Origin of the sequence: Amycolatopsis sp. MJM2582, assembly GCF_000754115.1 — a bacterium.
Lineage (GTDB): Bacteria > Actinomycetota > Actinomycetes > Mycobacteriales > Pseudonocardiaceae > Amycolatopsis > Amycolatopsis japonica.
The window spans coordinates 229,475-254,444 of record NZ_JPLW01000004.1; the positions used below are offsets into that span (position 1 = coordinate 229,475).

At 68.4% G+C, this 24,970-nt stretch carries 24 protein-coding genes; 9 read left to right on the forward strand and 15 right to left on the reverse strand.

The features are described 5' to 3' along the window. The first annotated feature begins 1,464 nt into the window (after window positions 1–1,464). Both ED92_RS42060 and ED92_RS26365 read left to right on the forward strand, forming a co-directional pair. Window positions 1,465–2,169, forward strand: a complete 705-nt coding sequence (locus ED92_RS42060; RefSeq protein WP_200882751.1) for a DUF3558 family protein — start codon at window positions 1,465–1,467, stop codon at window positions 2,167–2,169. 304 nt (window positions 2,170–2,473) lie between these two features. Then, entirely contained in the window at window positions 2,474–2,866 is a 393-nt protein-coding gene (locus ED92_RS26365; protein WP_037343461.1) for a hypothetical protein, read from the forward strand. Between the two features lie 138 nt (window positions 2,867–3,004). Here the strand turns inward: ED92_RS26365 and ED92_RS26370 are convergent, their stop codons facing one another. Further along, window positions 3,005–4,612 (reverse strand): TROVE domain-containing protein, encoded by a 1,608-nt coding sequence (locus ED92_RS26370; protein WP_037342994.1) that lies wholly within the window; start codon window positions 4,610–4,612, stop codon window positions 3,005–3,007. Window positions 4,613–4,929: 317 nt separating this feature from the next. Next, window positions 4,930–5,208: a DUF3892 domain-containing protein gene (locus ED92_RS26375; RefSeq protein WP_037342995.1), complete on the reverse strand. Its 279-nt coding sequence runs from the start codon at window positions 5,206–5,208 to the stop codon at window positions 4,930–4,932. Window positions 5,209–5,428: 220 nt separating this feature from the next. On the opposite strand from ED92_RS26375, the gene ED92_RS26380 reads away from it, so the two are divergent. Then, the gene (locus ED92_RS26380; protein ID WP_037342997.1) at window positions 5,429–5,998 is read left to right on the forward strand and encodes a hypothetical protein; all 570 of its coding nucleotides are present in this window, start codon (window positions 5,429–5,431) and stop codon (window positions 5,996–5,998) included. Window positions 5,999–6,063: 65 nt separating this feature from the next. On the opposite strand, the gene shbA is transcribed toward ED92_RS26380, so the two are convergent. Continuing rightward, window positions 6,064–7,239: an RNA polymerase sigma factor ShbA gene (gene shbA, locus ED92_RS43765; RefSeq protein WP_081975923.1), complete on the reverse strand. Its 1,176-nt coding sequence runs from the start codon at window positions 7,237–7,239 to the stop codon at window positions 6,064–6,066. Window positions 7,240–7,417: 178 nt separating this feature from the next. Here shbA and ED92_RS26390 point away from each other — a divergent pair, with 178 nt between their 5' ends. Then, window positions 7,418–7,669, forward strand: coding sequence for a WhiB family transcriptional regulator (locus ED92_RS26390; RefSeq protein ID WP_037342998.1), 252 nt, complete (start codon window positions 7,418–7,420; stop codon window positions 7,667–7,669). A 98-nt stretch (window positions 7,670–7,767) separates the two neighbouring features. On the opposite strand, the gene ED92_RS26395 is transcribed toward ED92_RS26390, so the two are convergent. Both ED92_RS26395 and ED92_RS26400 read right to left on the reverse strand, forming a co-directional pair. Continuing rightward, the gene (locus ED92_RS26395) at window positions 7,768–9,333 is read right to left on the reverse strand and encodes an MDR family MFS transporter (protein WP_037343000.1); all 1,566 of its coding nucleotides are present in this window, start codon (window positions 9,331–9,333) and stop codon (window positions 7,768–7,770) included. A 37-nt stretch (window positions 9,334–9,370) separates the two neighbouring features. Then, complete coding sequence (locus ED92_RS26400; RefSeq protein WP_037343001.1) at window positions 9,371–9,997, reverse strand: TetR/AcrR family transcriptional regulator; 627 nt, start codon at window positions 9,995–9,997, stop codon at window positions 9,371–9,373. Between the two features lie 100 nt (window positions 9,998–10,097). Here ED92_RS26400 and ED92_RS26405 point away from each other — a divergent pair, with 100 nt between their 5' ends. From ED92_RS26405 to ED92_RS26420, 4 genes are all read left to right on the forward strand, one after another. After that, a complete protein-coding gene (locus ED92_RS26405; RefSeq protein WP_037343002.1) occupies window positions 10,098–10,841 on the forward strand; it encodes an SDR family NAD(P)-dependent oxidoreductase in 744 nt (247 codons plus the stop codon). A gap of 175 nt (window positions 10,842–11,016) precedes the next feature. Continuing rightward, on the forward strand, window positions 11,017–12,216 hold the full coding sequence (locus tag ED92_RS26410) for an LCP family protein (protein ID WP_037343463.1): 1,200 nt from the start codon (window positions 11,017–11,019) through the stop codon (window positions 12,214–12,216). A gap of 136 nt (window positions 12,217–12,352) precedes the next feature. After that, a complete protein-coding gene (locus ED92_RS26415; protein WP_037343004.1) occupies window positions 12,353–13,237 on the forward strand; it encodes a lipoprotein in 885 nt (294 codons plus the stop codon). Between the two features lie 26 nt (window positions 13,238–13,263). Continuing rightward, on the forward strand, window positions 13,264–14,652 hold the full coding sequence (locus ED92_RS26420; protein WP_037343007.1) for a neutral zinc metallopeptidase: 1,389 nt from the start codon (window positions 13,264–13,266) through the stop codon (window positions 14,650–14,652). Between the two features lie 57 nt (window positions 14,653–14,709). Here the strand turns inward: ED92_RS26420 and ED92_RS26425 are convergent, their stop codons facing one another. The 10 genes from ED92_RS26425 to ED92_RS26465 all read right to left on the reverse strand — a co-directional run bounded on the left by ED92_RS26425 (window position 14,710) and on the right by ED92_RS26465 (window position 23,094). After that, the gene (locus ED92_RS26425) at window positions 14,710–15,879 is read right to left on the reverse strand and encodes an acyl-CoA dehydrogenase family protein (RefSeq protein ID WP_037343009.1); all 1,170 of its coding nucleotides are present in this window, start codon (window positions 15,877–15,879) and stop codon (window positions 14,710–14,712) included. A gap of 1 nt (window position 15,880) precedes the next feature. After that, window positions 15,881–16,810, reverse strand: a complete 930-nt coding sequence (locus tag ED92_RS26430) for a 3-hydroxyacyl-CoA dehydrogenase NAD-binding domain-containing protein (protein WP_037343011.1) — start codon at window positions 16,808–16,810, stop codon at window positions 15,881–15,883. After that, window positions 16,807–17,553: an acetoacetate decarboxylase gene (locus ED92_RS26435; RefSeq protein WP_037343014.1), complete on the reverse strand. Its 747-nt coding sequence runs from the start codon at window positions 17,551–17,553 to the stop codon at window positions 16,807–16,809. The genes ED92_RS26430 and ED92_RS26435 overlap by 4 nt, the downstream gene beginning before the upstream one ends. A gap of 1 nt (window position 17,554) precedes the next feature. Further along, window positions 17,555–18,319, reverse strand: coding sequence for a crotonase/enoyl-CoA hydratase family protein (locus ED92_RS26440; RefSeq protein ID WP_037343016.1), 765 nt, complete (start codon window positions 18,317–18,319; stop codon window positions 17,555–17,557). A 9-nt stretch (window positions 18,320–18,328) separates the two neighbouring features. Then, complete coding sequence (locus ED92_RS26445) at window positions 18,329–19,486, reverse strand: CaiB/BaiF CoA-transferase family protein (protein WP_037343019.1); 1,158 nt, start codon at window positions 19,484–19,486, stop codon at window positions 18,329–18,331. A gap of 111 nt (window positions 19,487–19,597) precedes the next feature. Further along, window positions 19,598–20,506 (reverse strand): LysR family transcriptional regulator, encoded by a 909-nt coding sequence (locus tag ED92_RS26450; protein WP_037343021.1) that lies wholly within the window; start codon window positions 20,504–20,506, stop codon window positions 19,598–19,600. A 4-nt stretch (window positions 20,507–20,510) separates the two neighbouring features. Continuing rightward, complete coding sequence (locus ED92_RS26455) at window positions 20,511–21,866, reverse strand: HAMP domain-containing sensor histidine kinase (protein WP_037343023.1); 1,356 nt, start codon at window positions 21,864–21,866, stop codon at window positions 20,511–20,513. Then, on the reverse strand, window positions 21,863–22,552 hold the full coding sequence (locus tag ED92_RS26460; RefSeq protein ID WP_037343024.1) for a response regulator transcription factor: 690 nt from the start codon (window positions 22,550–22,552) through the stop codon (window positions 21,863–21,865). The genes ED92_RS26455 and ED92_RS26460 overlap by 4 nt, the downstream gene beginning before the upstream one ends. 12 nt (window positions 22,553–22,564) lie before the next feature. Then, entirely contained in the window at window positions 22,565–22,729 is a 165-nt protein-coding gene (locus ED92_RS43045; protein WP_162836901.1) for a hypothetical protein, read from the reverse strand. Then, complete coding sequence (locus ED92_RS26465; RefSeq protein ID WP_037343026.1) at window positions 22,726–23,094, reverse strand: hypothetical protein; 369 nt, start codon at window positions 23,092–23,094, stop codon at window positions 22,726–22,728. The genes ED92_RS43045 and ED92_RS26465 overlap by 4 nt, the downstream gene beginning before the upstream one ends. Window positions 23,095–23,167: 73 nt before the next feature. On the opposite strand from ED92_RS26465, the gene ED92_RS26470 reads away from it, so the two are divergent. Further along, window positions 23,168–24,958 carry a CocE/NonD family hydrolase gene (locus tag ED92_RS26470; RefSeq protein WP_037343027.1) on the forward strand — a complete coding sequence of 597 codons (1,791 nt, stop codon included), beginning with the start codon at window positions 23,168–23,170 and terminating at the stop codon, window positions 24,956–24,958. The last annotated feature ends 12 nt before the right edge of the window (window positions 24,959–24,970 follow it).

Genomic DNA, 24,970 nt, shown 5'->3' on the forward strand with positions numbered 1-24,970 from the left:
CCCGGCGCCCCGCCCGCCCGCCCAGACACCCCCCGCCTCGTTAACACCGTTGCCATGTTCCGCGACGCTGGAGGTCATGACCGACCAGCCGCCGCCACCAGCTCGACGACGACGTCGGTGCGGCGGACTTGACGCCGAGGTGATCGGCGGCGGTGTCATGGTGTCGAAGGCCATAACGGCGCGGAAGCGGTGGAGACGTTGCCAGCCATGAAGTCCTCCTTCAGTTGGGCGGTGGAGGTCGCGGTGCAGGATGACGGGAGTGTCCTGATCATTTGGGGGTGGCTGGCGATTCCGGGGGTGCGGGAGGGGGCCGCGCCGGTGAACGGAGGGCATGGTGATCCTGCTGGCAGCAAACGTGCTGCCGAATGGACGGGCACGTCGTCTCCGAATGGGCTCCGTTGCACACGAAGAGCCCGATACAGGCCGACACGCAGCGGCACCTGGCCTGGGCTCAAACTGGTGTTGACCTGCGAAAAACGGCAATATTTAGCATCTGACGACACTGGCTGACATGTCGGATCTGCGGTCTCATAATCCCTTGGCCGTCGGTTCGAGCCCGACCCGGCCCACCATATCGATATCGTTGCCGACCTGCGGGGATATTGCCCTTCGGCGGCAATTTAGCCTTGGTGTCAAGCGCGATTGGTCTCTGTTTGCTCCGGCGTGCCGGTAGTTGGAGAAGCGCTTCGTAGCAGCCTTTCTCGTCACAGCTCGCTGTGGCGGGAAGAGTACAAGTCCGACTGCTGTGGCGCTGGCCTTGCGCGGGGGTTCGTGTGAGGTGTCGATCGCCAGGATTCGGGCAGTGCCCCGATGGTGGTTGTCAACGGGGAATGGGTTTCCGGTCACCATAGTTCGTCGAGTATTGCGAGTTGTTTCCGAAGATTCTGGCGTCCTTGGGCGGAAGGGCGTGTGCGACAAGGATGAGGGTTCGTCGCAATTCGGCCGGGTCGGGGCAGCATTGCGGCACGCCGCAGCCACAGTGAGGGTCCCAGAGTCGATGCATGGGTTCATGGACGAACAGCTTCCAAGCTTGAAGTGCTTCGGCGGAGGCCCCGGGCCAAAGCCGGGTGCGTTCGAGGCGGGCGATGCTGGCTCGTCCTCGGGGTGAGAGGCCCCGAAGCGGGAGAATCCGCTCGTCAGTGCGGCAGCGGCGATGAGTATCCGCCCGGACACGGCCTGGTGATCTACGCGGCATTGCCCTTTCGGATGGTCGACATGGCGTTGATTGTGGCACGCGCGGGCTTGTGGTGCGGTGGCGGTCAAGCCGCTTGGGCGGTGGGGTGTTGATGGTGGGGTCGGAGAGGGTCGCGAAGGCGCCGAGGGCATCGAGCATCTCATCGACCTCGCCGGCGACGGTTTCCGTTGCTGAAGAACGGCTTTTCAGGCTGTCGGCGGTATCTTGCCCGCGCTCGCAACTGCGTTCCTGGTAACCTCTTCACTTTCGATGGGGGAGATGAGCGCAAGATGTCGAACGTGGAGTGCCTCGGCTCGCTGAGAGCCGGTCGAATCGCAGTGGTTGTCGCCGCGTCGGCAATGCTATTGCTAGCCGGGTGTTCGTCGGACAAGTCTGGTTCGGCGCCGCAGGGCAAGGTCGCCGAGAGTGCGGCCCCGTCGTCCGCTGACCCGGCTGTCGAGACGGCCGCCCCGGACGCTTTGTGTGAACTTCTCACACCTGCTGACCTGTCGATGATTGCCGGAGAGGCGTCCGAGCCGAAGGCGTTGGCAGTCGGCGGATTGCCCGCGTGTCACTGGGAGACGCCTGCCGGAGGTCGCGTCCAGGTGATTGGTACGTCAGCGGAGAAGTGGGCAACGCAATTGCCCGCGGCAATAGAGCAGGTGAAGAAGTCGGGACTGCTCGACGATCCGGAGACGGCTCGTAAACTGGAAGCGGCTCGCGACCTGATCGCCTCAGGCAAGGAGATCGCACCGGATCGTGCCTGTGAGCTGTTCTCCACGCTGCTGGAGGTTCAAGGACTACCGGCCGGCAGTTCCCGCACCGTGAATCTGATTCCCACCCGGGAGAACCCCAAGGCCATCAACGGACAGACCTGTAGTGGCGGGAGATTTACGTCCGTCCAGCTCGTCGCGCCGAACCTGAGCGGCTCCGACGACGAGGCCTCGAAAATGTCGAGCGTGCTGACCAAGGCACACGAACGCAACCGCAGCTAAGCACCATTCAGTCGGCGCTCTTCTGTCTTGTCGTTTCGCCGTATCCCAATACCGGCGGGAAGCGAGCCGGAAGGGCGTTCCGGATCAACTGGACGAGGTTTCGGGTCATTTGTGCTGACTTCGCCGTCACCGGACTTGTCGGGGGCGCCTGCGAAGATGGCGGCATGACGGAAGAACCCCTGAGGTCGATTCGGATCGGCGGTTCCGGCTGGAGACGCTGTGCGATGTCGTCCAGGCTGAGCTGGCGGCCGCCGGGTTGCAGGTGGTCCCCGGCGGCCGTCCGACCGGCGTCGCCGGTGCGGTCGTGTCGGTCGACTTGCCCGATCTGCGCGGAGTGCTTGTCGACTGGCAGGAGCACGCGCTCCTTCTTGACGCGGGGCAGGAGGCCTGGGCCGACGACCCACATCGGGAAGGTGACGAATGCGCCGCGTTCTCGCAGTTGATGTCCGCGATCGGCGAGGCGATGGCCGAGGCGATCCGGAAGATCCTCGCTGCTGCCGGGCTTGAGGTATCCCGCACTGACAACGACTACTCGCCTCATGAACTCCTGGTCACCCGCAGAGTGGCCCCGTCGGTGTGGAGCGTGCGACGGGATGCCCAGTTCACCCGGCGGTATGACTCGATGCGCGCAGCCTGGAACGCGCGGAACGCTGCCGACTGCCCGACCCCCGACTGCGAGACCCACCACAGTCGCTGAACAGACCGACGCACACGTAATGTCCAATAAGGACAGAAGCGGCTGACCGGAACGGCGGGATGGGACGCGAAAGCCACTTTCGCGACATCTGATGTCCCGAAAGTGGCTTTCGCGACATGGCCGCGCGCCCCGACCTCGTCAGAACGGCCAGTCCGCGTTCCGTCCCGCTTCGAGGAGCGGGATCATCGTGAAAGCGGCGTCCGTGAGGCCGCCGAAGGTGTGCCGGTTACCGCGCCCGGACGTCGAGTGGCCGCGCTCGTAGCCCGCGAGGTTCCACGTGTACAACGCCGTGTCCTTCGGCACGGCATGGTCGACGTTGCCGGACGAGTGCTGCTCGTCGGTCAGGATCACCACCCGGTCGTGGTAATCCGGACGCAGGTGGCGCTGGATCGCGCCCACGGTGTCGGTGCCCGCGCCGATGAAGTAGCCGTCGTTCTTCCACCGGTCGAGCCCGCGCAGCAGTGACTCACCTCGGGGCACGTCGAAGGCCTTGGAACCGGTGCCGCCGTAGTAGGCGTTCGAGAACGACACGACGTCCGCCGTCTCGCAGCGGGCGCCGAGCGCGATCCCGAAGATCGCGGCCGCGTCCCACCGCATCAGCGTGCCGTCCTTGCTGAAACCCGCGTTCATCGAGCCCGAGGTGTCGACGAGGATCAGTGTCCTCCCGGCGAGCCGTGGCACGTTCGCCAGCGACTGGGCGATCGCCTTTTCCAGCGGGTACGACCAGCGCAGCGACGGCGCCGCCCGATACGCGGAGAGGAACCTCATCGGGAACTGCCGCGACTTCGCGATCTGCTCCGGATCGGCCAGCCGCGCCGCGACGCCCTCGGCCACCTCGTCGGACACGCCTGCCTCGTCGAAGTTCCGGAGGTTCCGCAGCAGCGCCATGTAGCCCATGGAAGGGATCACGGCTTCCCAAGCGCGCGCGTCCATCGGGCCCTGGAGCCAGCCCGCCAGGGACTCCCACGTCATGCCCGCCCGCCGGAGGGCGGACCGTGCGGTGTCGGGACGGCTGAAGAGATCGCGCCGCTTCTCCTTGTCCCACGCCATGAGCTCCGCGCGGGCGCCGAGGACTTCCAGTTCGGCGGGGATCTCGCGACCGGGGTGGAACCGGACGTCGACGATGTGCTTGAACAGAGCGTCCTGCGCCGGGTCCTTCGGGTCCGGGTGGGCCAGGCCGAGGACGTCCGCGAACCGGAAAGCGCGCGCGGCGGAGTCCCACTTGAGGAACGACTTCTCGTCGAAGAGCCGGACGGCCGCGTCGGCGATGCCACGCTTGAGCGGCTTCGGAATCCTCTTGCCGTACAGGGAGGTCCAGTACGCGAGCAGTTCGCCGGGCTCGTCGGCGCGCTGGAGCACCGAGCCGACGACGGCACGGTTCGCGATGGAGGCGTCAGACAACGGGTCACCGGCGAGCCGGGCGCGGACGTATTCGGCGGCGCCGACGATCGCGGCGGTCCGCATGTTCGCCTCCGTGCGGAGCCAGCGCAGGAACCGCGTGGTCCACTCCGGGTCGGCGAGCGCTGTCTCCCGGACGAGGTCGGCGAATCGCGTGTCGCGCTTGTCGCCGGTCTCGTAGAAGGTGTTCTCGCCGACCATGTTGGTGACGGCGAGCAGGAACAGTTCGGACTTGGTGTCCCGCGCGTAGCCGTCGCCACCTTCGTGGGTGACGCCGCCGGGGCTCTGCTCGCCGGCGATCGGTGAGCTCGTCGCCGGCCGTGTACCGGTGGTGTTGAACTTCGACACCCTCGACCCTCGTTTCGTTCGAGGGGAGCTGCGATTCCGGATGAGGCCCGAGAAAAAGTCGGTGACGGTGGCTGTCCAATGCTCTACCGATTGAGCTACCGGCAGGATGGCTGCCGGGCGGGGCTCGAACCCGCAACCCTTGGGTAATCGAAGTAACCGTCGCCTGCGCACCGGGCACATCCGAAATCATGGCTCCCGAGAAATTGTCGGTGACGGTGACGTTCGGATGAGGAAGTAACCGTTACCTGCGCACCGGGAGTGCTCGCTCAAGCTAACAGAGTGCTCGCGCCCGCGTCTCCGGAATTAACCGGCCGGCCTCAGAAGCGGGGAAGCTCCAGCAGGTTGTCCTTCCAGATCCCGTCCGCGCGCGTGCGGAGGAATTTCGGGCCGAAGGTCGGCTTGATGATCTCCACGGCCACCCGGTGGATCCCCTCGTCCACGTAGGCCTTGCCGTCGTCGTCCTCGAGCCACGCCACGATCGCCGAAACGAAACTCTCGCCGGTCTCGCCGCTGCCGGGGTTGATCCAGCGCAGTTTCGTGATGCTTTCGTGGAACTTCCCACCTTCGAGCCGCGCTGCGATGATCTTGATGGCCATGGTGCTACCTCTTCGGCTGGATGCCCTCGAGCGAACAGGGGTAAAGCGGTACTCGCCACCTGTCCTCACCCCGTTACGCCGTCCGGTCGCCGTGCTTCGAACGTTACGAGTTCGAGCGCGGGGCGTCGTTCTGAGTCAGATGACGCAGACCGCGCGCGTTTCGCCATGTCACCGTCCTCACGCCGGCGGGAACTCCGGACGGCGGAGAGGGGAAACGAACATGTGCGCTGCCCACAGGAAATCGGCACTGGCGGGACTCGCCCTGGCCGTCGCGGTCTTGGCCGGCTGCGCGCCGGACCCGGCACCGGCGGCCCCGCAGGCGGCGCCCTCGCCGTCCGCGGCGGATCCGGCCGCGGCGGTGACCTGGATGAACGGCTTCTGCGGCGTGGTCAAGGACTTCATCGAAGGCAACAACAAAATGCCGTCGGCGAGTGGTGAGACCTTGGAGGCCATCAAGAAGAGCACGAGCGATCAGCTCGGGCACTACGCGGCGATTCTGAGCAAGACGGTCGATGGCCTCGGCGCGCTGCCCGCCGCTCCGGTTCCGGCCGGAGACGCGGCGAAGCAGGAGTTCCTCGCGAAATACACCTCGGCGCGCGACAAGACCGTGAAAGCGAAGGCGGGTCTGGACGCGGCGGGGAAGAACGACACCGCCGCGCAGGGCCGCGCGGTCGACGGGCTCATCGCCGCCCAGAAGGACACGCATGGCGCGCTCGACCCGGTCGCGGCCGTCTTGGGCGCTCCGGAGCTGAAGACGGCCGCCGCGACCGCGGAACGCTGCCGCCCCTGACTCGTGAGTGGCGAGGACGGTTCTAACGTCCTCGCCACTCACGAGCCCGGCACCCGCTGGCACGTTCATTCCTCGGCGAGGATCTTCCGCAAACGCGTCAAAGCGCGGTGCTGCGCCACTCGCACGGCACCGGCCGTCGAACCGACGACACCGGCGGTCTCCTCCGCCGACAGGCCCACGACGATCCGCAGCACGACGATCTCCCGCTGCTTGTCCGGCAGGATCCGCAGCAGTTCGCCCATCCGGTCGCTCAATTCGTTGTGCAGCGCCCGTTGTTCCGGGCCCACGGATTCCGAGATCCCGTCGGGGACCTCGGCGACGGGCTCGGCGCGGTTGCGGGCGGCGGCCCGGCGGGCGTCGGCGACCTTGTGCTGGGCGATGCCGTAGACGAAGGCGAGGAACGGCCGTCCCCGTTCCCGATAGGTCGGCAGCGCGCGGAGGATCGCCACACAGACCTCCTGCGCGACGTCGTCCGCCGACGCGTACGTCCGTTCCTGTCTGCCGATCCGCGACCGGCAGTACCGGATCACGAGCGGGCGCACGGTGGTCAGCAGCTGGTCCAGCGCACGCTGATCACCTTTCCCGGCGGCCGCGACGGGTTCGTCGAGGGTGTACCACTGCGACGGCGTCACCTGCTCGGGTTCCGACTCCGCCGGGGTTCCGGGCGCCACCAGGGCGAGTTCCCTGACCATCGCGCGGTTTTTGATCCGGGCGAGGGTGTCTTCGGCGTCGAGGCCCATTCGCAAGGCGTAGAGGAAGGCGCCGTTGGCGCTGTCCAGCCGGTCGGCGAAGCCGGGATCGTGCTCCGCCAGCCGGCCACGCGCGTGGCGCAGTGTCGCGCCGACCGCCTCGTCCGCGATCCCCAGCACCCCGGCGATCTCCCGCTCCGAGTAGCCGTCCAACGTCCAGGCCATGGCGAGTTGCTGGCGTTTCGGCAGGTTTCCCAGCATCGTCAGGACGGCCGACGCCTCGTCGGCGAGCGCGGTGAGCTTGTCCTCCCGGCCGGCGTCGGCGGAGGCCCAATCGGCCCGGACCGCGGTCTGCTCCTTCGCCCGCCGATGCCCGACGCGGCGGACCCACGCCTTCGGCTGCGTGATGCCCGGCCAGTCTTCGTAGGCGTTGAGCAGCGCCTCCGCGGCCGCGTCGCGGGCCGGGTCCAGCGCGAAGCCCGCCTTGCACAGGAAGCCGGTGAGCAGCGGAAATTCGGCGTGGAAGAACTCGTCGAACCCTTCGTGGCCCATCACCCGCACTCACCGCTCTCAGCCGCCTGACGCGAATGCCCTCACAGGACAGGTGCAGTGAGCGGGCCGCTGAGTGTAACGATTCGGTCAAGGTGATGTTTGCGGTGCGTACGAGGCCGGATACCCGGAAGTCGTTTGACGGGGAAGGGAAAATCGGAAAAAAGGAGGTGATAGGAAAATGGAAACGAGGATGGCGGGAGACCTGAGTGAGGCCGCTTGCCGCGGTGAGGATCCCGAACTGTTCTTCCCGGTCACCGAAACCGGCCCCGGCGCACGTCAGGCGGCCAGGGCGAAGGCCGTCTGCGCGCGGTGCCCGGCCGTATCGGCCTGTCTGGCCTACGCCGTGGACAACGGATTGGCCCACGGCGTTTTCGGCGGGCTGACCGGCGGCGAACGACGCCAGCTGATTCGCGTCGGCAACGCCGCCTGAAATCACTCGACATCGCGTTCCTCGAATTTCCACTGTGTTCTTCGTGCGCGCGAAAAGAGGGGCCCGGTTCCGCGAACCGGGCCCCTCGGTCGTGGCGATCAGGCGGCGGCGGTCTCCTCGGCCAGCCGCTCGTTGCCCGACTGGGTCTTGAGCGGCTTGTGCTTGAGGAAGGCGACGGCGACGATCACCAGCAGCGCGATCGGCGCGCTGATCAGGAACAGCTCGCTGGTCGCCTCCCCGTAGGCCTCGCGGACGACGTTCGCGACCGGTTCGGGCAGCGTGGCGATGTTCGGCACCGCGCCGCCCTCGCCACCGCCGGGCAGCGGCCCGAGCTTTTCGCTCATCAGCGCGACGACCCGGTTCGCGAGCACCGCGCCCAGCGCGCTCACGCCGATCGAGCCGCCGAGGCTGCGGAAGAACGACAGCGTCGAGGTCGCCGTGCCGAGGTCGTGCGCGTCGACGTCGTTCTGCGAAACCAGGACCAGGTTCTGCATCAGCATGCCGACGCCGACGCCCAGCAGCACCATGTACGCGCCCAGGATGACCAGGTTCGTCTTCGCGTCGATCGTGCCCAGCAGCGCCAGGCCTGCCGTCATCAGCGTCGCGCCGAGCAGCAGGTGGCTCTTCCACTTGCCGGTGCGGCTGATCAGCTGACCCGAAACCGTGGACGACACGAGGATGCCGAAGATCATCGGCAGGCTCAGCAATCCGGCCACCGTCGGCGATTTGCCGAGCGACAGCTGGAAGTACTGCGACAGGAACACCGTCCCGCCGAACATCGCGACACCGACGAGGAAACTCGCGAGCGTGGTCAGGGTGACCGTGTGGTTGCGGAACAGGGTCAGCGGCAGGATCGGCTCGGCCACCTTCGATTCGACGTAGACGGCGAGCGCGAGGATGACGACGCCCGCGGTCACCAGGCCGACCGTCCACCACGAGCCCCACGCGAACTGGTGCCCGGCCAGCGAAGACCAGACCAGCAGCGTCGAGACACCGGCCATGATCAGGAACGCGCCGAGGTAGTCGACCTTCACGTCACGCCGGATCGTCGGCAGGTTCAGGGTGCGCTGCAGCAGCAGGATCGCCGCGATCGCGAACGGGACCCCGAGGAAGAAGCACCAGCGCCAGCCGAGCCACGACGTGTCCACCATGACCCCGCCGATCAGCGGGCCCGCGATGGTCCCGACGGCGAACACGGCGCCGAAGATCCCCGAGTACTTCCCGAGTTCGCGCGGCGAGACGATGGCCGCCATGATCACCTGCGCGAGCGCGGTGAGCCCGCCCGCGCCGATGCCCTGCGCGACCCGGCTGCCGATCAGGAGCTCGATGTTGCCGGCGAACCCGGCGACCAGCGAACCGACCACGAACAACCCGAGCGAGAGCTGGATCAGCAGCTTCTTGTTGTACAGATCGGAAAGTTTGCCCCAGAGCGGCACGGTCGCGGTCATCGCGAGCAGTTCGGTGGTGACCACCCAGGTGTAGGACGCCTGCGAGCCGCCGAGTTCGGAGACGATCCGCGGCAACGCGTTCGCCACCACCGTCGAGGCGAGGATGGCGACGAACATGCCCATCATCAGCCCCGACATCGCTTCGAGGACCTGTTTGCGGCCCATCGAGCCCGCCGGGGCCTCCGGTTCTCGTGGTTCGGTCGTGGATACGGACATGGTGGTCCCCCTTCGTGTTCCTGTGGTGCCGGGCGCGTCAGCGCGCGCGGCCGCCGGGCTCCGGGAGCCCGGCGAGAAGCAGTTCGACGGCGTCGTCGAGCAGGTCGAGCGCGGACATCCGGCCGTCGTGCTGATACCAGAGCATCAGCACGGCGTTGACCGCGCCGCCGAGCGTGGACAGCACCAGCGCCGGGTACAGATCGGCCTTCGGATCCACGCCCGTGCGGCGGGCGATCGCCTCGATCATCGGCGCGATGGTGTCGTGGTTCATGGCCACCGCGCGCGAATGCAGGGTGGCGTTCTCCTGAATGGCCTTCATGCGGCCGAGCCACTCTTCGCGGTTCTCGTCGACTTGGGCGAAGTCCTCCTTCAGCGCGTCGACGAAAGCGCGCGGAGTGCTGACTTCCTTCGGCGTGGCAAGGAACTTCTCGATGGTGCGCCGGGTCCGCTCCGCGGTGTCGGCGTGCGCGATGACCACAGCGTCCTCTTTGGACGCGAAGTAGTTGAAGAACGTGCGCGGTGAAACCCCCGCTGCCGCGCTGATGTCCTCGACCGTCACCTGGTCCAGGCCGCGTTCGGCGACGAGCCGGACGGCGGTGGTCGCCAGCGCGCGGTGGGTTTCCAGCCGCTTGCGTTCGCGGAGACCTTTGACGGGTTCGGGCATGGGCACCACGATACGCGCAAAGATGCAGATACTGCAAAATTGCAGTTTGTGAACCGTGCCACTGCCGGCCGGAGCCGGGCCGCCTGGCAGACTGCGGCGGGTGAGCGGAACGGTGCTGATACTGGGCGGACGCAGCGAGATCGGCCTCGCGGTCGCGGAACGGCTCGCCAAGGGCGGGGCGCGCCGGATCGTGCTGGCCGCGCGACGGAGCGCGGACCTCGGAGCGGAGGCCGAGCGGCTGCTGGCCGCGGGCGCGGAGACCGTCGACACCGTCGAGTTCGACGCCGACGACCTCGCCGCGCACGGGCCGTTCCTGCAGAAGGTCGTCGCGGAACACGGGCCGCTCGACGTCGTCGTCACCGCCTTCGGGATCCTCGGCGACCAGGCGCGTGCCGAAGCGGACGCCGGACACGCCGTCGCGATCGTGCACACGGACTATGTGGCTCATGTGAGTGTGCTGACGCATGTGGCCAATGTGCTTCGTGAGCAAGGAAACGGCAGCCTCGTGGTCTTCTCGTCGGTCGCCGGGGTGCGGGTCCGGCGGGCGAACTACGTCTACGGATCGGCGAAGGCGGGCCTCGACGGTTTCGCGAGCGGGCTGGCCGACGCCCTGCACGGCACCGGTGTACGGCTGCTGCTCGTCCGGCCCGGCTTCGTGATCGGCCGGATGACCGAGGGCATGTCGCCGGCGCCGTTCTCCAGCACCCCCGATCAGGTCGCCGACGCGACGGTCGCCGCGCTCCGGAAGCGCCGGGGAACGGTGTGGGTGCCGGGACTCCTGAGGCCCATGTTCGCGGTGATGCGCGTGGTGCCACGGGCGATCTGGCGGCGCATGCCCCGCTAGGGAAGCGCTACGCGGTCGGTCTGCCACTCGGTGTCGCGATCGACTGTCTGCTTGATCACTTCGAATGGTCCGAACGGGCTTTAAGACCCGCTTATGACACGTTTCTCAGGTAATTCCCAGCTAACGCGGTGATCCTCGAATGCGGGGGATCATTCACGGAAGCGGGGAGAAGGTCGTGCTGCTCACGTCGCGAGGACGGCGGATCGGCGGCCGTGTCGCACTGGGCCTGGTGTCGACGGCGGTCTTGGGGGTCACGGGTTTCGCGTGGACCCAGCTGAGCCGTTTGGACCAAGCGATCGTCACGGCCGACGTGATCGCCCCCTCCGCGCAGGTACCCGACGGCCCGGCGGGCGAACCGCTGAAGGTGGCGCAGAACATCCTGCTCGTCGGAATCGACTCCCGGACCGACGCCAACGGGAACCCGTTGCCGCAGAACGTCCTCGACGCGTTGCACGCCGGGAGCGGCGACGACGGCGGCGACACCACCGACACCATGATCGTGGTCCACATCCCGGCGGGCGGGGCGGGTGCCACGGCCATCTCCATCCCACGCGATTCCTATGTGGACATCGCGGGTGGGTTCGGCAAGCACAAGATCAATTCGGCGTACAGCCGCGGCAAGAACGCCGCGATGAACACACTGCGTGCGCAGGGCCTGTCCGGTCCGCAACTCGAGGTCAAGGCCAACGAGGCGGGCGCCAAGCTCACGATCCAGACGATCGAGCAGTTCACCGGCCTGTCCATCAACCACTACGCCGCCGTCAACCTCGCCGGGTTCTCCGCGCTGAGCGAAGCCGTCGGCGGTGTCGAGGTCTGCCTCAACAACCCCGTGCAGGACAAGTTCTCCGGTGCGTCGTTCCCGGCGGGCAAGCAGTTGCTTTCGGGCCCGCAGGCGCTGGCCTTCGTGCGGCAGCGGCACGGCCTGCCCAGCGACCTCGACCGCATCGCGCGGCAGCAGGCGTTCCTGTCGAGCATGGCCAAGACCGTCCTCGACGCCGGGACCTTCACCGATCCCACCAGGCTGAGCTCCCTGATCGGCGCGATCCAGGGTTCGGTCGTACTCGACCGCGGCTGGGACGTGCTCGGCTTCGCGCAGCAGCTGCGGGGGATGAGCTCGGGGGCGCTGAAGTTCCAGACGATCCCGGTACAGAGCCTTTCGCTGCCGACGCCGTCCGATGGTGACGCGGTGAAGGTCGATCCGGCCGAGGTGAAGGCGTTCGTGAAGTCCGCGCTGAACGCGACCAGCGTCGCCGCGGTGGGGGATTCGACCGGCGGGATCGGGATCAAGCCGGTGGCGGCCACTTCTTCGATCGCGCCTCCGCCTTCGTCGTCCGGTTCTTCCACGCCGCCCGCGATGGCCGGCTGCGTGAACTGAGCCTTCCCGGCCGCCGCGAAGAGGGCCCGGAAACTCTTCCAAGATTCTTTTGAACCGCATCGAGCCGTCGTCCGTGTCGATGGCGTAGGGGAGTTCCAGAGAGCCTGGAACCCAAGGGTGCAGGGGAGAAAGAAGCATGCTTCGCAATCGAGTTCTGCCGATCGCCGTGCTCGTCACCGCCGGGGCGTTGTCACTCGCCGCCTGTGGTTCGCAGAACACCGCGCTGCCGACGGGACCGGCGCCGGCCGAGCAGGTCTCCGAGGGGTTGTCCTTCCTCGCCGGGACCGCGAAGGCCAACAACGCGCAGCCCAAGACCGGTGACTGGGCAACGGGTTCCGACGGCACGGCCGGCACCGCGGACCAGAACGTCGCGCGCAAATGGGTGCAGCTCAAGGCTTCCAAAGCGGGAAACCTCGATCCGGTGGTCGTCAACGGCGCCGGCCTGACGTTGTACCGCTTCGACAAGGACACCGCCAAGCCGTCGAAGTCGACCTGCAACGGTGAATGCGCCAAGACCTGGCCGCCGGTGCTCGTCACTCCCGGCAGCAAGGTTTTCCTCGCCGGGATCAGGAAATCCGCCGTCGGCACGGTCAAGCGCGACGACGGGACCCTTCAGCTGACCCTCGGCGGCTGGCCCGCCTACCGGTTCGCGAAGGACACCAAACCCGGTGACACGCTCGGGCAGGGTGTCGGCGGAACGTGGTTCGGGCTCGCGCCCGACGGCCAGAAGGCGCAGAACGGGCAGCCGGAGGAGACGGCACCGCCGCAGAAGCCCGCGTCCAGCGCGGTTCTCTTCGACGGCAAGAACTTCAGCGACGACGAGCCGTCCCAGGGACTCGCGGGCAAGGGCTGCCAGAACGTCGCCCGCCCGGACGTGACGTCGTCGGTCTCCGCCTCCGGTTCGCTCAAACTCTGGTCCGAAAAGGACTGCAAGGGCAAGTCCCTCGTCATCGACGGTGACGTCAAGGATCTCGCCAAGCTCAAGTTCGACGACACGATCAGCTCGGTCTTCTTCGGTTGACGGACAGCAGAGACGGGAATGGTGTGATGAAACGTCGGTCCGGCTGGGCGATCATGGCGAGCCTGTCTCTGTTCCTCACCGGTTGTGCCGCGACGGTAGGGGGAGCGGCACAACCGGTGGACCCCACCCGCGTCGCGGGGCTCGAGATCACCGACGGCCCCAGCGGGTTCAAACCCGGCGTGCTCGACGCCGGTCTCCCGGTCGTCGGGGGTGACGGCGGCGAGATCGACCGGCTCGCGGCCAACGCCGTCGCCGACGTTCAGCGGTATTGGCGCGAGCATCTGCCCGCGACCTTCGACCGCGAGTTCCGGCCGCTGACCACGCTCGTCTCCTACGACTCGGGCGGCCGCGGCCGCGAGGTCTGCGGCACCTCGACCGCCGGGCTGGTGAACGCCTTCTATTGCTCGGGGGAAGACGTCGTCGCGTGGGATCGCGGGGAGTTGTTGCCGATGCTCAACGATTCCCTCGGCCCGGCGGCGGTGATGACCGTGCTCGCCCACGAGATCGGCCACGCCGTCCAGTTCCGGCTCGGTCTGCCGGGCGCGGCGCCGTCGATCGTCAAGGAGCAGCAGGCCGATTGCTACACCGGGGCGTACCTCCGCTGGGTCGCCGAGGACAAGTCGCCCATGTTCCAGGTCTCCACCGGCCGCGGGCTCAACGAAGTGCTCACCGCCCTGTTCCAGATCCGGGACTCCGCAGGGGTCGCCTTCGACGACGACGGGGCGCACGGCAACGCGTTCGACCGGGTTTCCGCGTTCCAGTTCGGGTTCACCGACGGACCCGCGCGATGCGCGAAGATCGACGTGCGGGAAATCGAAGGCCGGAGCACACAGGGCGGATTCGGTTCGGCCGCGGCGAACGTCCGCCTCGACGACCGGCAGGCCCTGGCCGACCTCACCACCAGCCTGCGGCAGGCCTTCCGGCTCGCGGCCACCCCGCCGACGCTCACCACCGGAGCGGCCTGCGGCGTGACGGCGGAGGACGCGCTCGCGTCGTACTGCTCGGAGTCCAACCAGATCAACCTCGACCTCGACGGTCTCGTCCGCATCGGGACCCCGCCGCGCAGGGGGCGGCAGGGCGGCATCGGTGACTTCGCCGCGTTCGCCGAGGTCGCGTCGCGCTACACGCTCGCTGTCCAGCAGGAAGGCGGGTTCCGGCTCGACGGGCCGGTGGCCGCGCAGCGCACCGCGTGCCTCACCGGCTTCTGGGCGTCGACCCTCACGGAAGGTGGGGCGCTCACGTTGTCACCGGGCGACCTCGACGAGGCGATCGCCGAGATGCTGACGCGGAACAGCCTGATCGCGGCGGACGTCCGGGGCCGGACGCTCCCGGCGGGTTTCGCGAGGGTCGCCGCCTTCCGCGACGGTTTCTCGTCCGGCACCCAGGACACCTGCGGCACGAAGTACCGCGCGTGAAGGCCCCCTTCCCTCGGCTCAGCAGAGGGAAGGGGGCCTTCACGCGCAAAGCGCCGCTTACACGAAGGCGCTCTGGCCGGTGATCGCCTTCCCGACGATCAGCGTGTTCATCTCCCGCGTGCCTTCGAACGAATAGATCGCCTCGGCGTCGGTGAAGAACCGCATGATGTCGTTGTCCAGCACGATCCCGTTGCCGCCGAATATCTCACGGCCCCAGGCGACGACCTCCCGCATCCGCGAGGTCACGAACGCCTTCGCCAGCGACGAGTGCTCGTCCTTGAAGATCCCGGCGTCCTGCAGCCGCGCGAGCTGCACCAGCATGCCCCACGACGCGGTGATGTTGCCGAGGCTCTTCACCAGCAGGTCCTGCACCAGCTGGAACCGCGCGATCGGACGGCCGAACTGCTCGCGCTCCTTGGCGTAGTCCAGCGCGAGTTCGTAGGCGCCGATCATCACGCCCAGCGCCTGCCAGGCCACGCCGCCCCGGGTCGCGCGCAGGATCTCGGCGACGTCGCGGAACGAGTCGATGCCCTGCAGCCGGTCGGCCTCCGGCACCCGGACGTCGGTCAGCGTGATCTCGGCGTTCTCCACGATCCGGAACGCGAATTTGTTCTCGATCTTGACCGGCACGAATCCGGGCGAGTCCTTCTCGACCACGAAACCCTTGACGTTGTTGTCTTCCTCGTCGCGGGCCCACACGATGACCAGGTCGGCGAAGGTCGCGTTGCCGATCCACTTCTTGGCGCCGTTGAGGACCCAGGTGTCGCCCTCGCGCCTTGCCGTGGTGCGCATGCCGCCCGCGACGTCGGAACCGCCGAGCGGTTCGGTCATCGCGAAGGCGCCGATCTTGTCCATCGCCGCCATCGACGGGAGCCAGCGGTCACGCTGTTCCTGGCTGCCGCCGGAGTAGATACTGTACATCGCGAGTCCGTTGTGGACACCGAAGAACGTGGCCACGGACGGGTCCGTGCGGGTCATCTCCATCGCCATCATGCCGCTGAGCAGGTGGCTGGTGGCCGGAAGGTGTTCGCCGTAGCCCTCGTAGGGCAGCCCGGCGAGGCCGAGTTCGCGGAACTTGCCGACGAGTTCGTGCGGGAACTCGCCCTTGGCCCAGTACTCGTTCACCAGCGGCTTGACCTCGGTGCGCATGAAGTCGCGCGTCTTGAGCAGCAGCTTGCGCTCCTCCTCGGGCAGCAGGTCTTCGTAAGCGTAGAAGTCGGCGGTCATGTCAGTTCTCCTCCCTGGCGGCACTGTCCAAAGCGGACAGAACAGCGAGCTGCTTGCGGTCGCGCGTCTCGGCGAGTTCCGAGTACGTGGAGGAGCCGTAAGCGGATTCCACGGCTTCGATGAGCCGTTCCTGTTCTTCGGGGTCTTGCGAGGGCTGCCCGAGGCCCGCCCACATCTTCTTCATCGACTTGCCGATGTGCTCGGCCATGTGCCGGTAGCCGCCGGGGCCGCCGCCCAGATGGGAGCCGAGGAACGGCCCGACCGTCGACCAGCGGATGCCGAGCGAGTTCGTCATCACCGTGTCCAGTTCGGACGGTGACACGACACCCTGTTCCACCAGGTAGATCGCCTCGCGGCTCAGCGCGTTCTGCAGCCGGTTGCCGACGAAGCCGGGGATCTCCTTGCGTTCCACCACCGGGGTACGGCCGACGAACCGGTAGAACTCCACGGCTCGCTCGACCGACTCGGCACTCGTGCGCTCACCGGGTACGACCTCGACCAGCGGGATCAGATGCGGCGGGTTGAACGGGTGTCCGATGAGGACTCGCGACGCGTCGTCCAGCTCCGCCGCGAACGCCGTCGAAGGGATCGCGGACGACGAGCTGAGCAACAACGCGTAAGACGGTGCTTCGCGGACCAGCGTCGCGAACAGGTCCTTTTTGAACTCGACGTTCTCGGGTCCGTTCTCCTGCACGACGTCCGCGTTCCGGACGGCCTCCGCGACGTCGGCGGCGAGGTGGACGCGAGGGGCGAGTTCCGCGACGGACCGGCCGAGATGCGGGGCGAACGTCTCCAGTGCGTCCGCGACGGCGTCGGCGAGGTCGGGCCGCGGATCCGAGACCTGGACCTCCATGCCGTGCGCGGCGAACAACGCCGTCCACGACAGGCCGATCGTGCCCGCGCCGATCACGGCGGCGGTGCGAAAAGTCATGACCGTGCTCCCTTCAAGTAGTCGAAGACCGGCTTGACCGGGGCGAGCGTCAGGTCGGTGAGGATGTGGCTCGCGGAGACGACCTCCCGCACCGGGAGATCGGCGAGCGGGGCCAGCACGTGCTGGAACAGCTGCAGCCGCGCCGGCCCGGTCCAGGCCTCCTTGACCACCACGTCGGTGATCTCGGTGCGGACCAGCTCGAAGACCCGGGGCGAACCGTCGTAGTCCGGGATGGTCTTGAGCATGAACGTCGGCACGGTGATCTGCGCTTCCGCCTCGGCCACGTCCAGCCGGTGGTGCTTGTAGCCCATGGTCGCGGTGGCGACGCGCTGGCTGCCGTAGTCCAGGGTCCCGACGAGCGCGCCGTTCTCGGCGAACAGCCTCGGCGAGCCGATGGTCTTCGGGTAGGCGCTGATCTCGCGGCCGGACGCGGTGGCCGGGAAGTTGTCGAGGTACATCGCGTGCAGGTACTCGCCGCGTTCGCCCTCGAAGCTCACCGGGATCGCTTGCCCGGACTCGGTGTAGGGCCCGTAACCGCTGACGTCGCCCATCTTCATCACCTCGAACCGCACCAGCGGCTCGTCGATCCGCAGCGGCTCCGGCACGACGGCGCGCAGGGCGTCGGCGTCCGTGCGGTAGACGATGTTCAGGTACTCGCGGTTCGTGAACCGCGGCACCACCGGTGCGTACGCGGGGTTCGTGAGCGGCGTGGTCACGTGCCGGAGAACGTCTTGCTGCTTCATCTCACTCTCCAGTCCACTGTGGAGCGCGGCGCTCGGCGAAGGCCTGCATGCCTTCGCGGACGTCGGCCGACTTCATCAGCGCCGGAAGCTCCGAACGCTGAGAGGCAAACGCTTGCGCGTCGGGGACGCCGTCCGCCGCGCGGACGATCTTTTTGACCAGTGCCAGCGCCAGGGGAGCGTTGGCGGCGATCCGCTCGGCCAGTTGCAGGGCGACCGCGGCGGCCTCGCCGATCGGCACGACCCGGTTCACCAGGCCCAGGCTTCCGGCGCGTTCGGCGCCGATCGGCTCTCCGGTGAGCAGGAACTCCATCGCCAGGTGATGCGGGATCCGCTTCGGCAGCCGGATCACACCGCCCCCGGCGGCGATCAACCCGCGTTTCACTTCGGGGAGCCCGAACTTCGCGTCCTCGGCGGCGACGATGAGGTCGCAGCCCAGCGCCAGTTCGAACCCGCCACCCATCGCCCAGCCCTCGACGGCGGCGATCAAGGGCTTCGACAGTTCGGCCTCGGTCAGCCCGCCGAACCCGCGGCCGGGGATCTCGGGCGATTCGCCCTTCAGCGCCGCCTTGAGATCCATGCCGGCGCTGAACGAGCCGTCCGCGCCGGTCAGGACCCCGGCCCGCAACGTGGGATCGGATTCCAGCAGGTCCAGTGCTTCGGCCAGACCTGCCGCGACGGCGGCGTTCACCGCGTTGCGAGTCTGCGGCCGGTCGATCGTGATCAGCAGCGTGCCGCCGACCCGTTCCGTGCGTACTTCGTTGCTCATGGTTCTTCCTCAGCGAGTGGTGGCGAGTTCGCGCAGGACGTCTTCGGTGTCCTGACCCGGCAGGGGAGCCAGGCGCCGGACGGAACCGGGGGTCGCGGAGAACTTCACCGGGATACCGATGGTGCGGATCGAGCCCTCGCTCGGGTGCTCCACGACGTCGAGCAGGTGGCCGTCGCGGACGTATTCGTCGTCCTGCGCGTGGTCGAGTTCGAGGACCGGGGCCATCGGGATGCTGTGCTTCGCGCAGACCTCGGTCCATTCCGCGGTGGTCAGCGCCGGGGCGCATTCGGCGATCATCGCGGCCAGTGCCTCGTGGTCGGCGCCGTCGATCGCGTCGCCGTTGACCCGCGGGTCCTCGGCCAGTTCCGGCCGCCCGGCGGCGTGGAAGAAGTCGCGGAAGTTCTGCGGGTTGTACGGGATCACGCAGGCCATTCCGTCCTTGGTGTGCACCGCCTGGTGGCCGGGGTTCATCGACGGACCGAAACCGGTCGGTCCCTCGGCGGGCTCGAAGACGTGCCCGGCGAGATGCTCGACGAGGTTGAACGCGATCAGCGTGTCGGTCATCGGGATCTCGACCCGCTGGCCCTCGCCGGTCCGGTCGCGGTGCACCAGCGCGGCGAGCACGGTGTAGGCGATGGTCAGGGACGAGACCTTGTCGCCGATGATCGTCGGCAGGTAGACCGGCTTGCCCAGCGCGCGGTTCGCGACGTCGACCAGCCCGGACGACGCCTGCACCGTCTCGTCGTAGGCGGCGTGACCGGCGCGGTCGGAGTCGCCGCGGAAGCCTTGCGCGTGGGCGTAGACCAGGCCGGGGTTGCGCGCGGCGAGGTCGGCGTAGTTCATGCCGAGCCTGCTCAGCGCGCCGGGGCGCATGTTGGTGATCAGCACGTCGGCGGTGTCGATCAGCTTGAGCGCCTGCTCGCGTTCCTCTTCGTCCTTGAGGTTGAGGGCGACGCTGCGCTTGTTGCGGTTCACGTTGAGGTTGAGCGCGGTCATGCCCGGCGTCGTCCGGAACCTGCCCACCCGCACGGTGTCGGCGGGGGACTCGATCTTGATCACGTCGGCGCCCAGGTCGCCGAGGATCTGCGCGGCGTACGGGCCCATGACGACCGTCGAGAGGTCGATCACGCGAACGCCGTCCAGTGGTCCGGTGGCGGTGTGAGTCATTGTGCTTCCCTTCGCCGTTGTTCGCTCTACGACCGAAGTTAGGCGCGAATTGCGGCAAAGGGAATGATCAAGAAAAGAAGAATGGTATGACCACGGTGGTCATACCATTCTTCAGGTCGAAAGCGGTTCGGCGAAGATCTCGCGGACCCCGGCCACGAGTTCGGCGAGGTCGCCCTCCTCGCCGCGGTCGCGCCGCCAGACCAGGGCGGTCTCCAGCTGGGGGCGGAAATCGGCGAACGGCAGGATGGTCGCGCCGTCGACCAGGAACAGATGCATCGGGCTGGCCGGATCGAGCATCGTGATCGAGAACGACGAACCGTTCGCCACCAATTCTGAAATGCCCGAATATTCGGTTCCGCCGACCTTGAGCCTTTTCTTGATGCCCGCTTTCGACAGGGTGTGGTCCATATCGTCCGAATAGGCCGGAATGCTCTCCGACGCCGACGGGATGTAGGACAGATCACGTAATTCGGCGAGGTCCACGGTTTCCCGTCCGGCGAACCGGGCGGCCGGGACGACCGCGCCGAGCCGCTCCACCTGAACCGGGACGATCTCCAGGGCGGGATCGGTCACCGGCATCCGGACCAGCGACAACGCCAGCTTGCCTTCGTGCACGGCGGCGACCAGATCGGGGGTCGTGCCCGGCCAGCGCTTGAGCTCGAAGCGGTCGTGACAGCGTTCTTCGAGGCGTTTGACCCGCTCGCGCAAGGCCGGGTGCACGCCGGCGGGGATGCCGACGAACACCGTGCTCCGCCGGGGTTTCACCGCTTCCTGCAGCCGCCACGGGATCGCGTTGACCTGTTCGAGGACGTCCCGCGCGATGGGCAGCAGCGCGGAACCCGCCGCGGTGAGCGTGACGTGGTGCGTGCTGCGGTCGAACAGCCGGTGGCCCAGTTCGTGTTCGAGATCCTTGATGCGCTGGCTCAGCGGGGAGGCGGCCATATGCAGTTTGCGGGCCGCCTGGGAGAAGTTCAGTTCCTCGGCGACGGCCACGAAATACCGCAGGTGCAACATCTCCACCCGATCACCCTAACCGCAGAGCCACCGTGAACGCGGCTCCGCCTTCCGGCGCCGGGCCAGCCGTCAGCGTGCCGCCCATCCGGGTGACCAGGCCGTGGGCCAGCGCGAGCCCGATACCTGAACCGGCCGGGCGGCTGTCGCGGTAGCGCCGGTTCAGCACCCCGCGCTCGAACGCGACCGGATAGTCCTCCGGCGCCAGTCCGGGACCGCCGTCCCGCACCGCCAGCCGGGCCTGGCCGTCCGCCGCGACCAGCGAGAACACGATCGGTGCGCCCGCCGGGGTCACGCGCAGGGCGTTCTCGGCCAGTCCGTCGACGACCTGGCGGAGCCGCCGCGGATCGGCGATGACCGGCACCTCGCCGGGCGGCCGCTCGACCACCAGCGTGACGTCCTGCCGCGCGCACCGCAGCCGCCAGACGTCCGCGCATTCGTCGACCAGCGCGGCGAGATCGAGCCGCGCCGGGTCGAGGCGGAACTCGTCCGCGCCCAGCCGCGCCAGCTCCAGCAGATCGCTGACCAGGCGTTCCAGGCGTTCCGCCTCGCGATGGATGGTCTGCCCGGCGCGGCGCGCGTCCTCGCCTTCGGCCACGCCGTCACCGATCGCTTCGGCGAATCCGGTGACGGCGGTCAGCGGCGTCCGCAGTTCGTGCGACACCGAAAGCAGGAACTCGCGCTGCCGCGCCTCGCTGTACTGCAGCGCGTCGGCCAGCTCGTTGACCGATTTCGCCACGTCCGCGACCTCGGACGGGCCTTCCACCGGAACCCGCAGGTCACGACGCCCGGCGCGCATCCCGCTCGCCACCGACGCGACCCGGCGCAGCGGCCGCGACAGCATCCGGCTCAGCACCAGCCCGGCGATCGCGGCGACCGCCAGCCCGGCGCCGAGCGCGAGCACGGTGTTGCGCACCAGCGTCCGGGCACGCGCCTCGCCGATCTCCGTAGCCTGGACGAGCGCGAACGCGGCCCCCTTGGCGCCCACGGTGCGGACTTCGACCAGGTATTGCCGTCCCTCGACGAGCACCGTGGCCGAGCCGGTGCGGGTCAGGCCCGCCTTGGTGGCGGCGATCGCCGCTTCCGTCCCGGCGCCGCCGAGTGTCCCGTTCGGACGGCGGACGACGACGTCGATCCCTTGTCCGCGTACGACTTCGGCGACCTTGCCGACGCTGAGCCGGTTGCCGATCCCGGTCTCGTCCAGCTGGCTCGCGACCACGTCGGCCTGTGCCGAGAGCGACTGCCGGAGCACGTCGGTGCCGGTGGTGCGGATGAGCCGGGCCGCGACCAGCCCGGCGACCACCACCGCGACCGCGGCGATCGCGAGGCAGACCACGGTGATCCGCAGCGCGAGCGACGTCCGGTTCATCCGGCGTCCGCCGCGTAGCCGATCCCGCGGACCGTCCTGATCGGACTGTGCTCGCCCAGTTTCCCGCGCAGCTGGGCGATGTGGACGTCGACGGTCCGCGTGCCCGCCGACGCCGCGTACCCCCAGACGGAACTGAGCAGCTGCTCGCGGCTGAACACCTGGCCCGGCCGTCGAGCCAGATGGGTCAGCAGATCGAACTCGGTCGACGTCAGCGCGATCTCGGCACCGCCCGCCCAGACACGACGCTGCGTGACGTCGACCCGGACGTCGCCCGCGGTGTAGGTCTCGGTGGGCGACGGCGTCCCGGCGGCCCGCCGCAGCACGGTCCGGACCCGCGCCGAGAGTTCACGCGGGCTGAACGGTTTCGTCAGGTAGTCGTCCGCGCCGATCTCCAAGCCCAGCAGGCGGTCCAGCTCGTCGTCGCGCGCGGTCACGAACAGCACGGGGGTCCAGTCGCCGTCCGCGCGCAGCGTCCGGCAGATCTCTATACCGTCCATTCCGGACAGCCCGATGTCGAGCACGATCGCGGCCGGGCGCGTCCGCCGGATCGTGGCCAGTGCCGCGCCGCCGTCCGCCTCCACGTGCACGCCGAACCCGTCCCGCCGCAGGTACAGCGAGGCGAGTTCGGCGATCGCGGGGTCGTCCTCGACGACCAGCACCAGCCCGCGTCCCGGTTGTGTCGTCACCGGCCGATCCTGTCACGGGGCCGGGTCGCCGGCCATGTCCTGTTCGATCGAGTCGAGGGTGTGCTGGACGTCGCTCAGCTCACCCGGCGCCGGGCTCGACGCGGGCTCGTCGTCTGTGCACGCGGCCGTGCCGAACAACGCGAGCGCGGTCAAACCCGCGGCCAGGAGGCGTTTCACTTGCCCGCCTTGCAGTGCGCACCGGCGAACGCGTCGAGTTTCTGCTTCGCCGCGGCGAGTTCGGGAAGCCGTCCGCTGCGCTTGTCGGCGCGCTTCTGGAGCCTGTCGGCGGTGTCGTTGTGGCCCTTCTTGCGCTGGCCCTCGGCCCTGGCCTTGAGGTTCGCGACCGAACCGCGGACCTCGGGGCCGCCGTTGATGCGTTCGGTGAGCTTCGTGGTGCGCTGGGTGAGCTTGGGCAGCCATTCGGCGCACAGCGTCTGGGACTCTTCGGGGCTCAGGGTGATCGGCGCCTGGGCCGAGGCGGCGGGCGCGAGCGCGACGAGGCCGGCGGCGGTGAGGCAGACGGCGATGGTGTGTTTCAGCATGCGAAGAGCGTGGCGCGACCGGATACGAGGAATGTGGGGGAAATGTTCGGGTTTTGTAAGCGATACTCGGACGATGGGGCTCAAGACCTTGACCGCCACCGTCGTGGCGACACTGCTGTTCACCGCCGCACCCGCCGTCGCGTCACCCGCGTTCGTCCTGCGTGACGGCGTCAGCGCGCCGGTGTTCTCCTACGAGAAGGCCATCCGGGAGACCGCCTGGGTGGAGACCGGCCAGGACCTCGACCGCGACGGGCAGGTGGACCGCGTCGCCGCCGACATCATCCGCCCGGCGGAACCGGCCGCGCGAGGGCAGCGCGTCCCGGTGATCATGGACGTCAGCCCGTACTTCGAAAAGGTCGGGCGCGGCAACGAGCGCCAGCCGAAGACGTACCTCCCCGACGGCACGCCGTCGCAGTTCCCGCTCTTCTACGACAACTACTTCGTCCCGCGCGGATACGCGGTCGTGCTGGTCGACGTCGGGGGCACCAATCGCTCGTCCGGGTGCTTCGACGACGTCGCGTCCGGCAACGGCGTCGTGAACTGGCTCAACGGGCGCGCCCAGGCCTTCCGCACACCGTTCGGGCCCGAGCGGGTCCGCGCGGACTGGGCGAACGGATCGGTCGGCGCGATCGGGAAATCGCAGGACGGCGCGACGGCGATCGGGATGGCCGCGTCCGGGATCGAGGGTTTGAAGACGATCGTGCCGATCGCGGGGGTCAGTTCGTACTACGAGGTGCACAACTCCCACGGCGCTTACTTCGGGTGGGCGGGCGGCGCCGGGTTCTACAACGAGCGTGCCGAGAAGCTGTGCCGTCCGTTCGAAGAGGACAACGCGCGGCGCGCGGGGACGGACGGGAACTTCAACGAGTACTGGCGCGGGCTCGACTACGTCGCGAAGACCGGCAAGGTGCGCGCGAGCGTTTTCGCGTCCATGGGCTTCCACGATCTCAACGTCAACCCGATCCAGTTCGGACCCTGGTGGGAGGCGCTGAACGCCCACGGTGTGCCGCGCAAGGCGTGGCTGCACCAGGCGGCGCACGTCGACCCGTTCGACCTCGACCGGTCGCTGTTCGTGCGGACGCTGCACCGCTGGTTCGACCGCTGGCTGCTCGGCGTCCGCAACGGCGTCGAGACCGAACCCGCGATCCGCGTCGAGCACACGCCGGACCGCTGGACCGACGAACGCCGCTGGCCACCGGTGACGGGGACGCGCGTGATGTGGCCATCGGTGTCAGGCGGGCTGGGGAATCGCCCGTCGCCGGGCACGGCTTCGGTGACCGACGATCCGGCGCGCGGAGCGTCACAGTGGGTGGAGAACCCGGCGCAGCCCAGCCCGGATCGGGTCGTCTTCGCCGGTGAACCCGTGCGAGTGGACACGCGCGTGGCCGGGACCGCCACCGTGACGGTGACCGCCCGTTCGGACAAGCCGAGCGCGCGGCTCGGCGCGGTGCTGGTGGATTACGGGCCCGCGACCGTGCGGAACACGACGTGGCCGGCGCTCGGCACGAAGGACCTGACGACCCGCTCCTGCTGGGGCGCGGGCACCGCCGCGGACACCGGCTGCTTCCTCGACACCGTCGCCGATCTGACCACTGTGGACAGACAGATCGTCGCGACCGGATGGGCGGACCTCGGCCATCACCGGTCACTGTGGCGGGGTGAGCCGCTCGTGCCGGGTAAGGCGTACACGATGACGTTCCGGCTGAGCAGCCTCGACCACGTCGTCCCGGCGGGGCACCGGCTGGCGCTCGTGCTGGGCGGGACCGATGGGGACATGTTCGATCCGGCGCTGCCCGCGCTCGGCTCCCGGGTGACGTTCGAACTGGGCGGGACTTCGCTCTCGGTACCCATCGCCCGCGTTTAGTCCTCTGAATGC

What these genes read in the sequence shown, in the direction of transcription:
- ED92_RS26415 (WP_037343004.1), top strand. Translation starts at nt 12,353, where the DNA reads ATGCTTCGCAATCGAGTTCTGCCGATCGCCGTGCTCGTCACCGCCGGG.
- ED92_RS26400 (WP_037343001.1), bottom strand. Translation starts at nt 9,997, where the DNA reads ATGCCCGAACCCGTCAAAGGTCTCCGCGAACGCAAGCGGCTGGAAACC.
- ED92_RS26430 (WP_037343011.1), bottom strand. Translation starts at nt 16,810, where the DNA reads ATGACTTTTCGCACCGCCGCCGTGATCGGCGCGGGCACGATCGGCCTG.
- ED92_RS26425 (WP_037343009.1), bottom strand. Translation starts at nt 15,879, where the DNA reads ATGACCGCCGACTTCTACGCTTACGAAGACCTGCTGCCCGAGGAGGAG.
- ED92_RS26445 (WP_037343019.1), bottom strand. Translation starts at nt 19,486, where the DNA reads ATGACTCACACCGCCACCGGACCACTGGACGGCGTTCGCGTGATCGAC.
- ED92_RS26435 (WP_037343014.1), bottom strand. Translation starts at nt 17,553, where the DNA reads ATGAAGCAGCAAGACGTTCTCCGGCACGTGACCACGCCGCTCACGAAC.
- ED92_RS26380 (WP_037342997.1), top strand. Translation starts at nt 5,429, where the DNA reads ATGTGCGCTGCCCACAGGAAATCGGCACTGGCGGGACTCGCCCTGGCC.
- ED92_RS26375 (WP_037342995.1), bottom strand. Translation starts at nt 5,208, where the DNA reads ATGGCCATCAAGATCATCGCAGCGCGGCTCGAAGGTGGGAAGTTCCAC.
- ED92_RS26390 (WP_037342998.1), top strand. Translation starts at nt 7,418, where the DNA reads ATGGAAACGAGGATGGCGGGAGACCTGAGTGAGGCCGCTTGCCGCGGT.
- ED92_RS26470 (WP_037343027.1), top strand. Translation starts at nt 23,168, where the DNA reads ATGGGGCTCAAGACCTTGACCGCCACCGTCGTGGCGACACTGCTGTTC.
- ED92_RS42060 (WP_200882751.1), top strand. Translation starts at nt 1,465, where the DNA reads ATGTCGAACGTGGAGTGCCTCGGCTCGCTGAGAGCCGGTCGAATCGCA.
- ED92_RS26420 (WP_037343007.1), top strand. Translation starts at nt 13,264, where the DNA reads ATGAAACGTCGGTCCGGCTGGGCGATCATGGCGAGCCTGTCTCTGTTC.
- ED92_RS26395 (WP_037343000.1), bottom strand. Translation starts at nt 9,333, where the DNA reads ATGTCCGTATCCACGACCGAACCACGAGAACCGGAGGCCCCGGCGGGC.
- ED92_RS26455 (WP_037343023.1), bottom strand. Translation starts at nt 21,866, where the DNA reads ATGAACCGGACGTCGCTCGCGCTGCGGATCACCGTGGTCTGCCTCGCG.
- ED92_RS26440 (WP_037343016.1), bottom strand. Translation starts at nt 18,319, where the DNA reads ATGAGCAACGAAGTACGCACGGAACGGGTCGGCGGCACGCTGCTGATC.
- ED92_RS26465 (WP_037343026.1), bottom strand. Translation starts at nt 23,094, where the DNA reads ATGCTGAAACACACCATCGCCGTCTGCCTCACCGCCGCCGGCCTCGTC.
- shbA (WP_081975923.1), bottom strand. Translation starts at nt 7,239, where the DNA reads ATGGGCCACGAAGGGTTCGACGAGTTCTTCCACGCCGAATTTCCGCTG.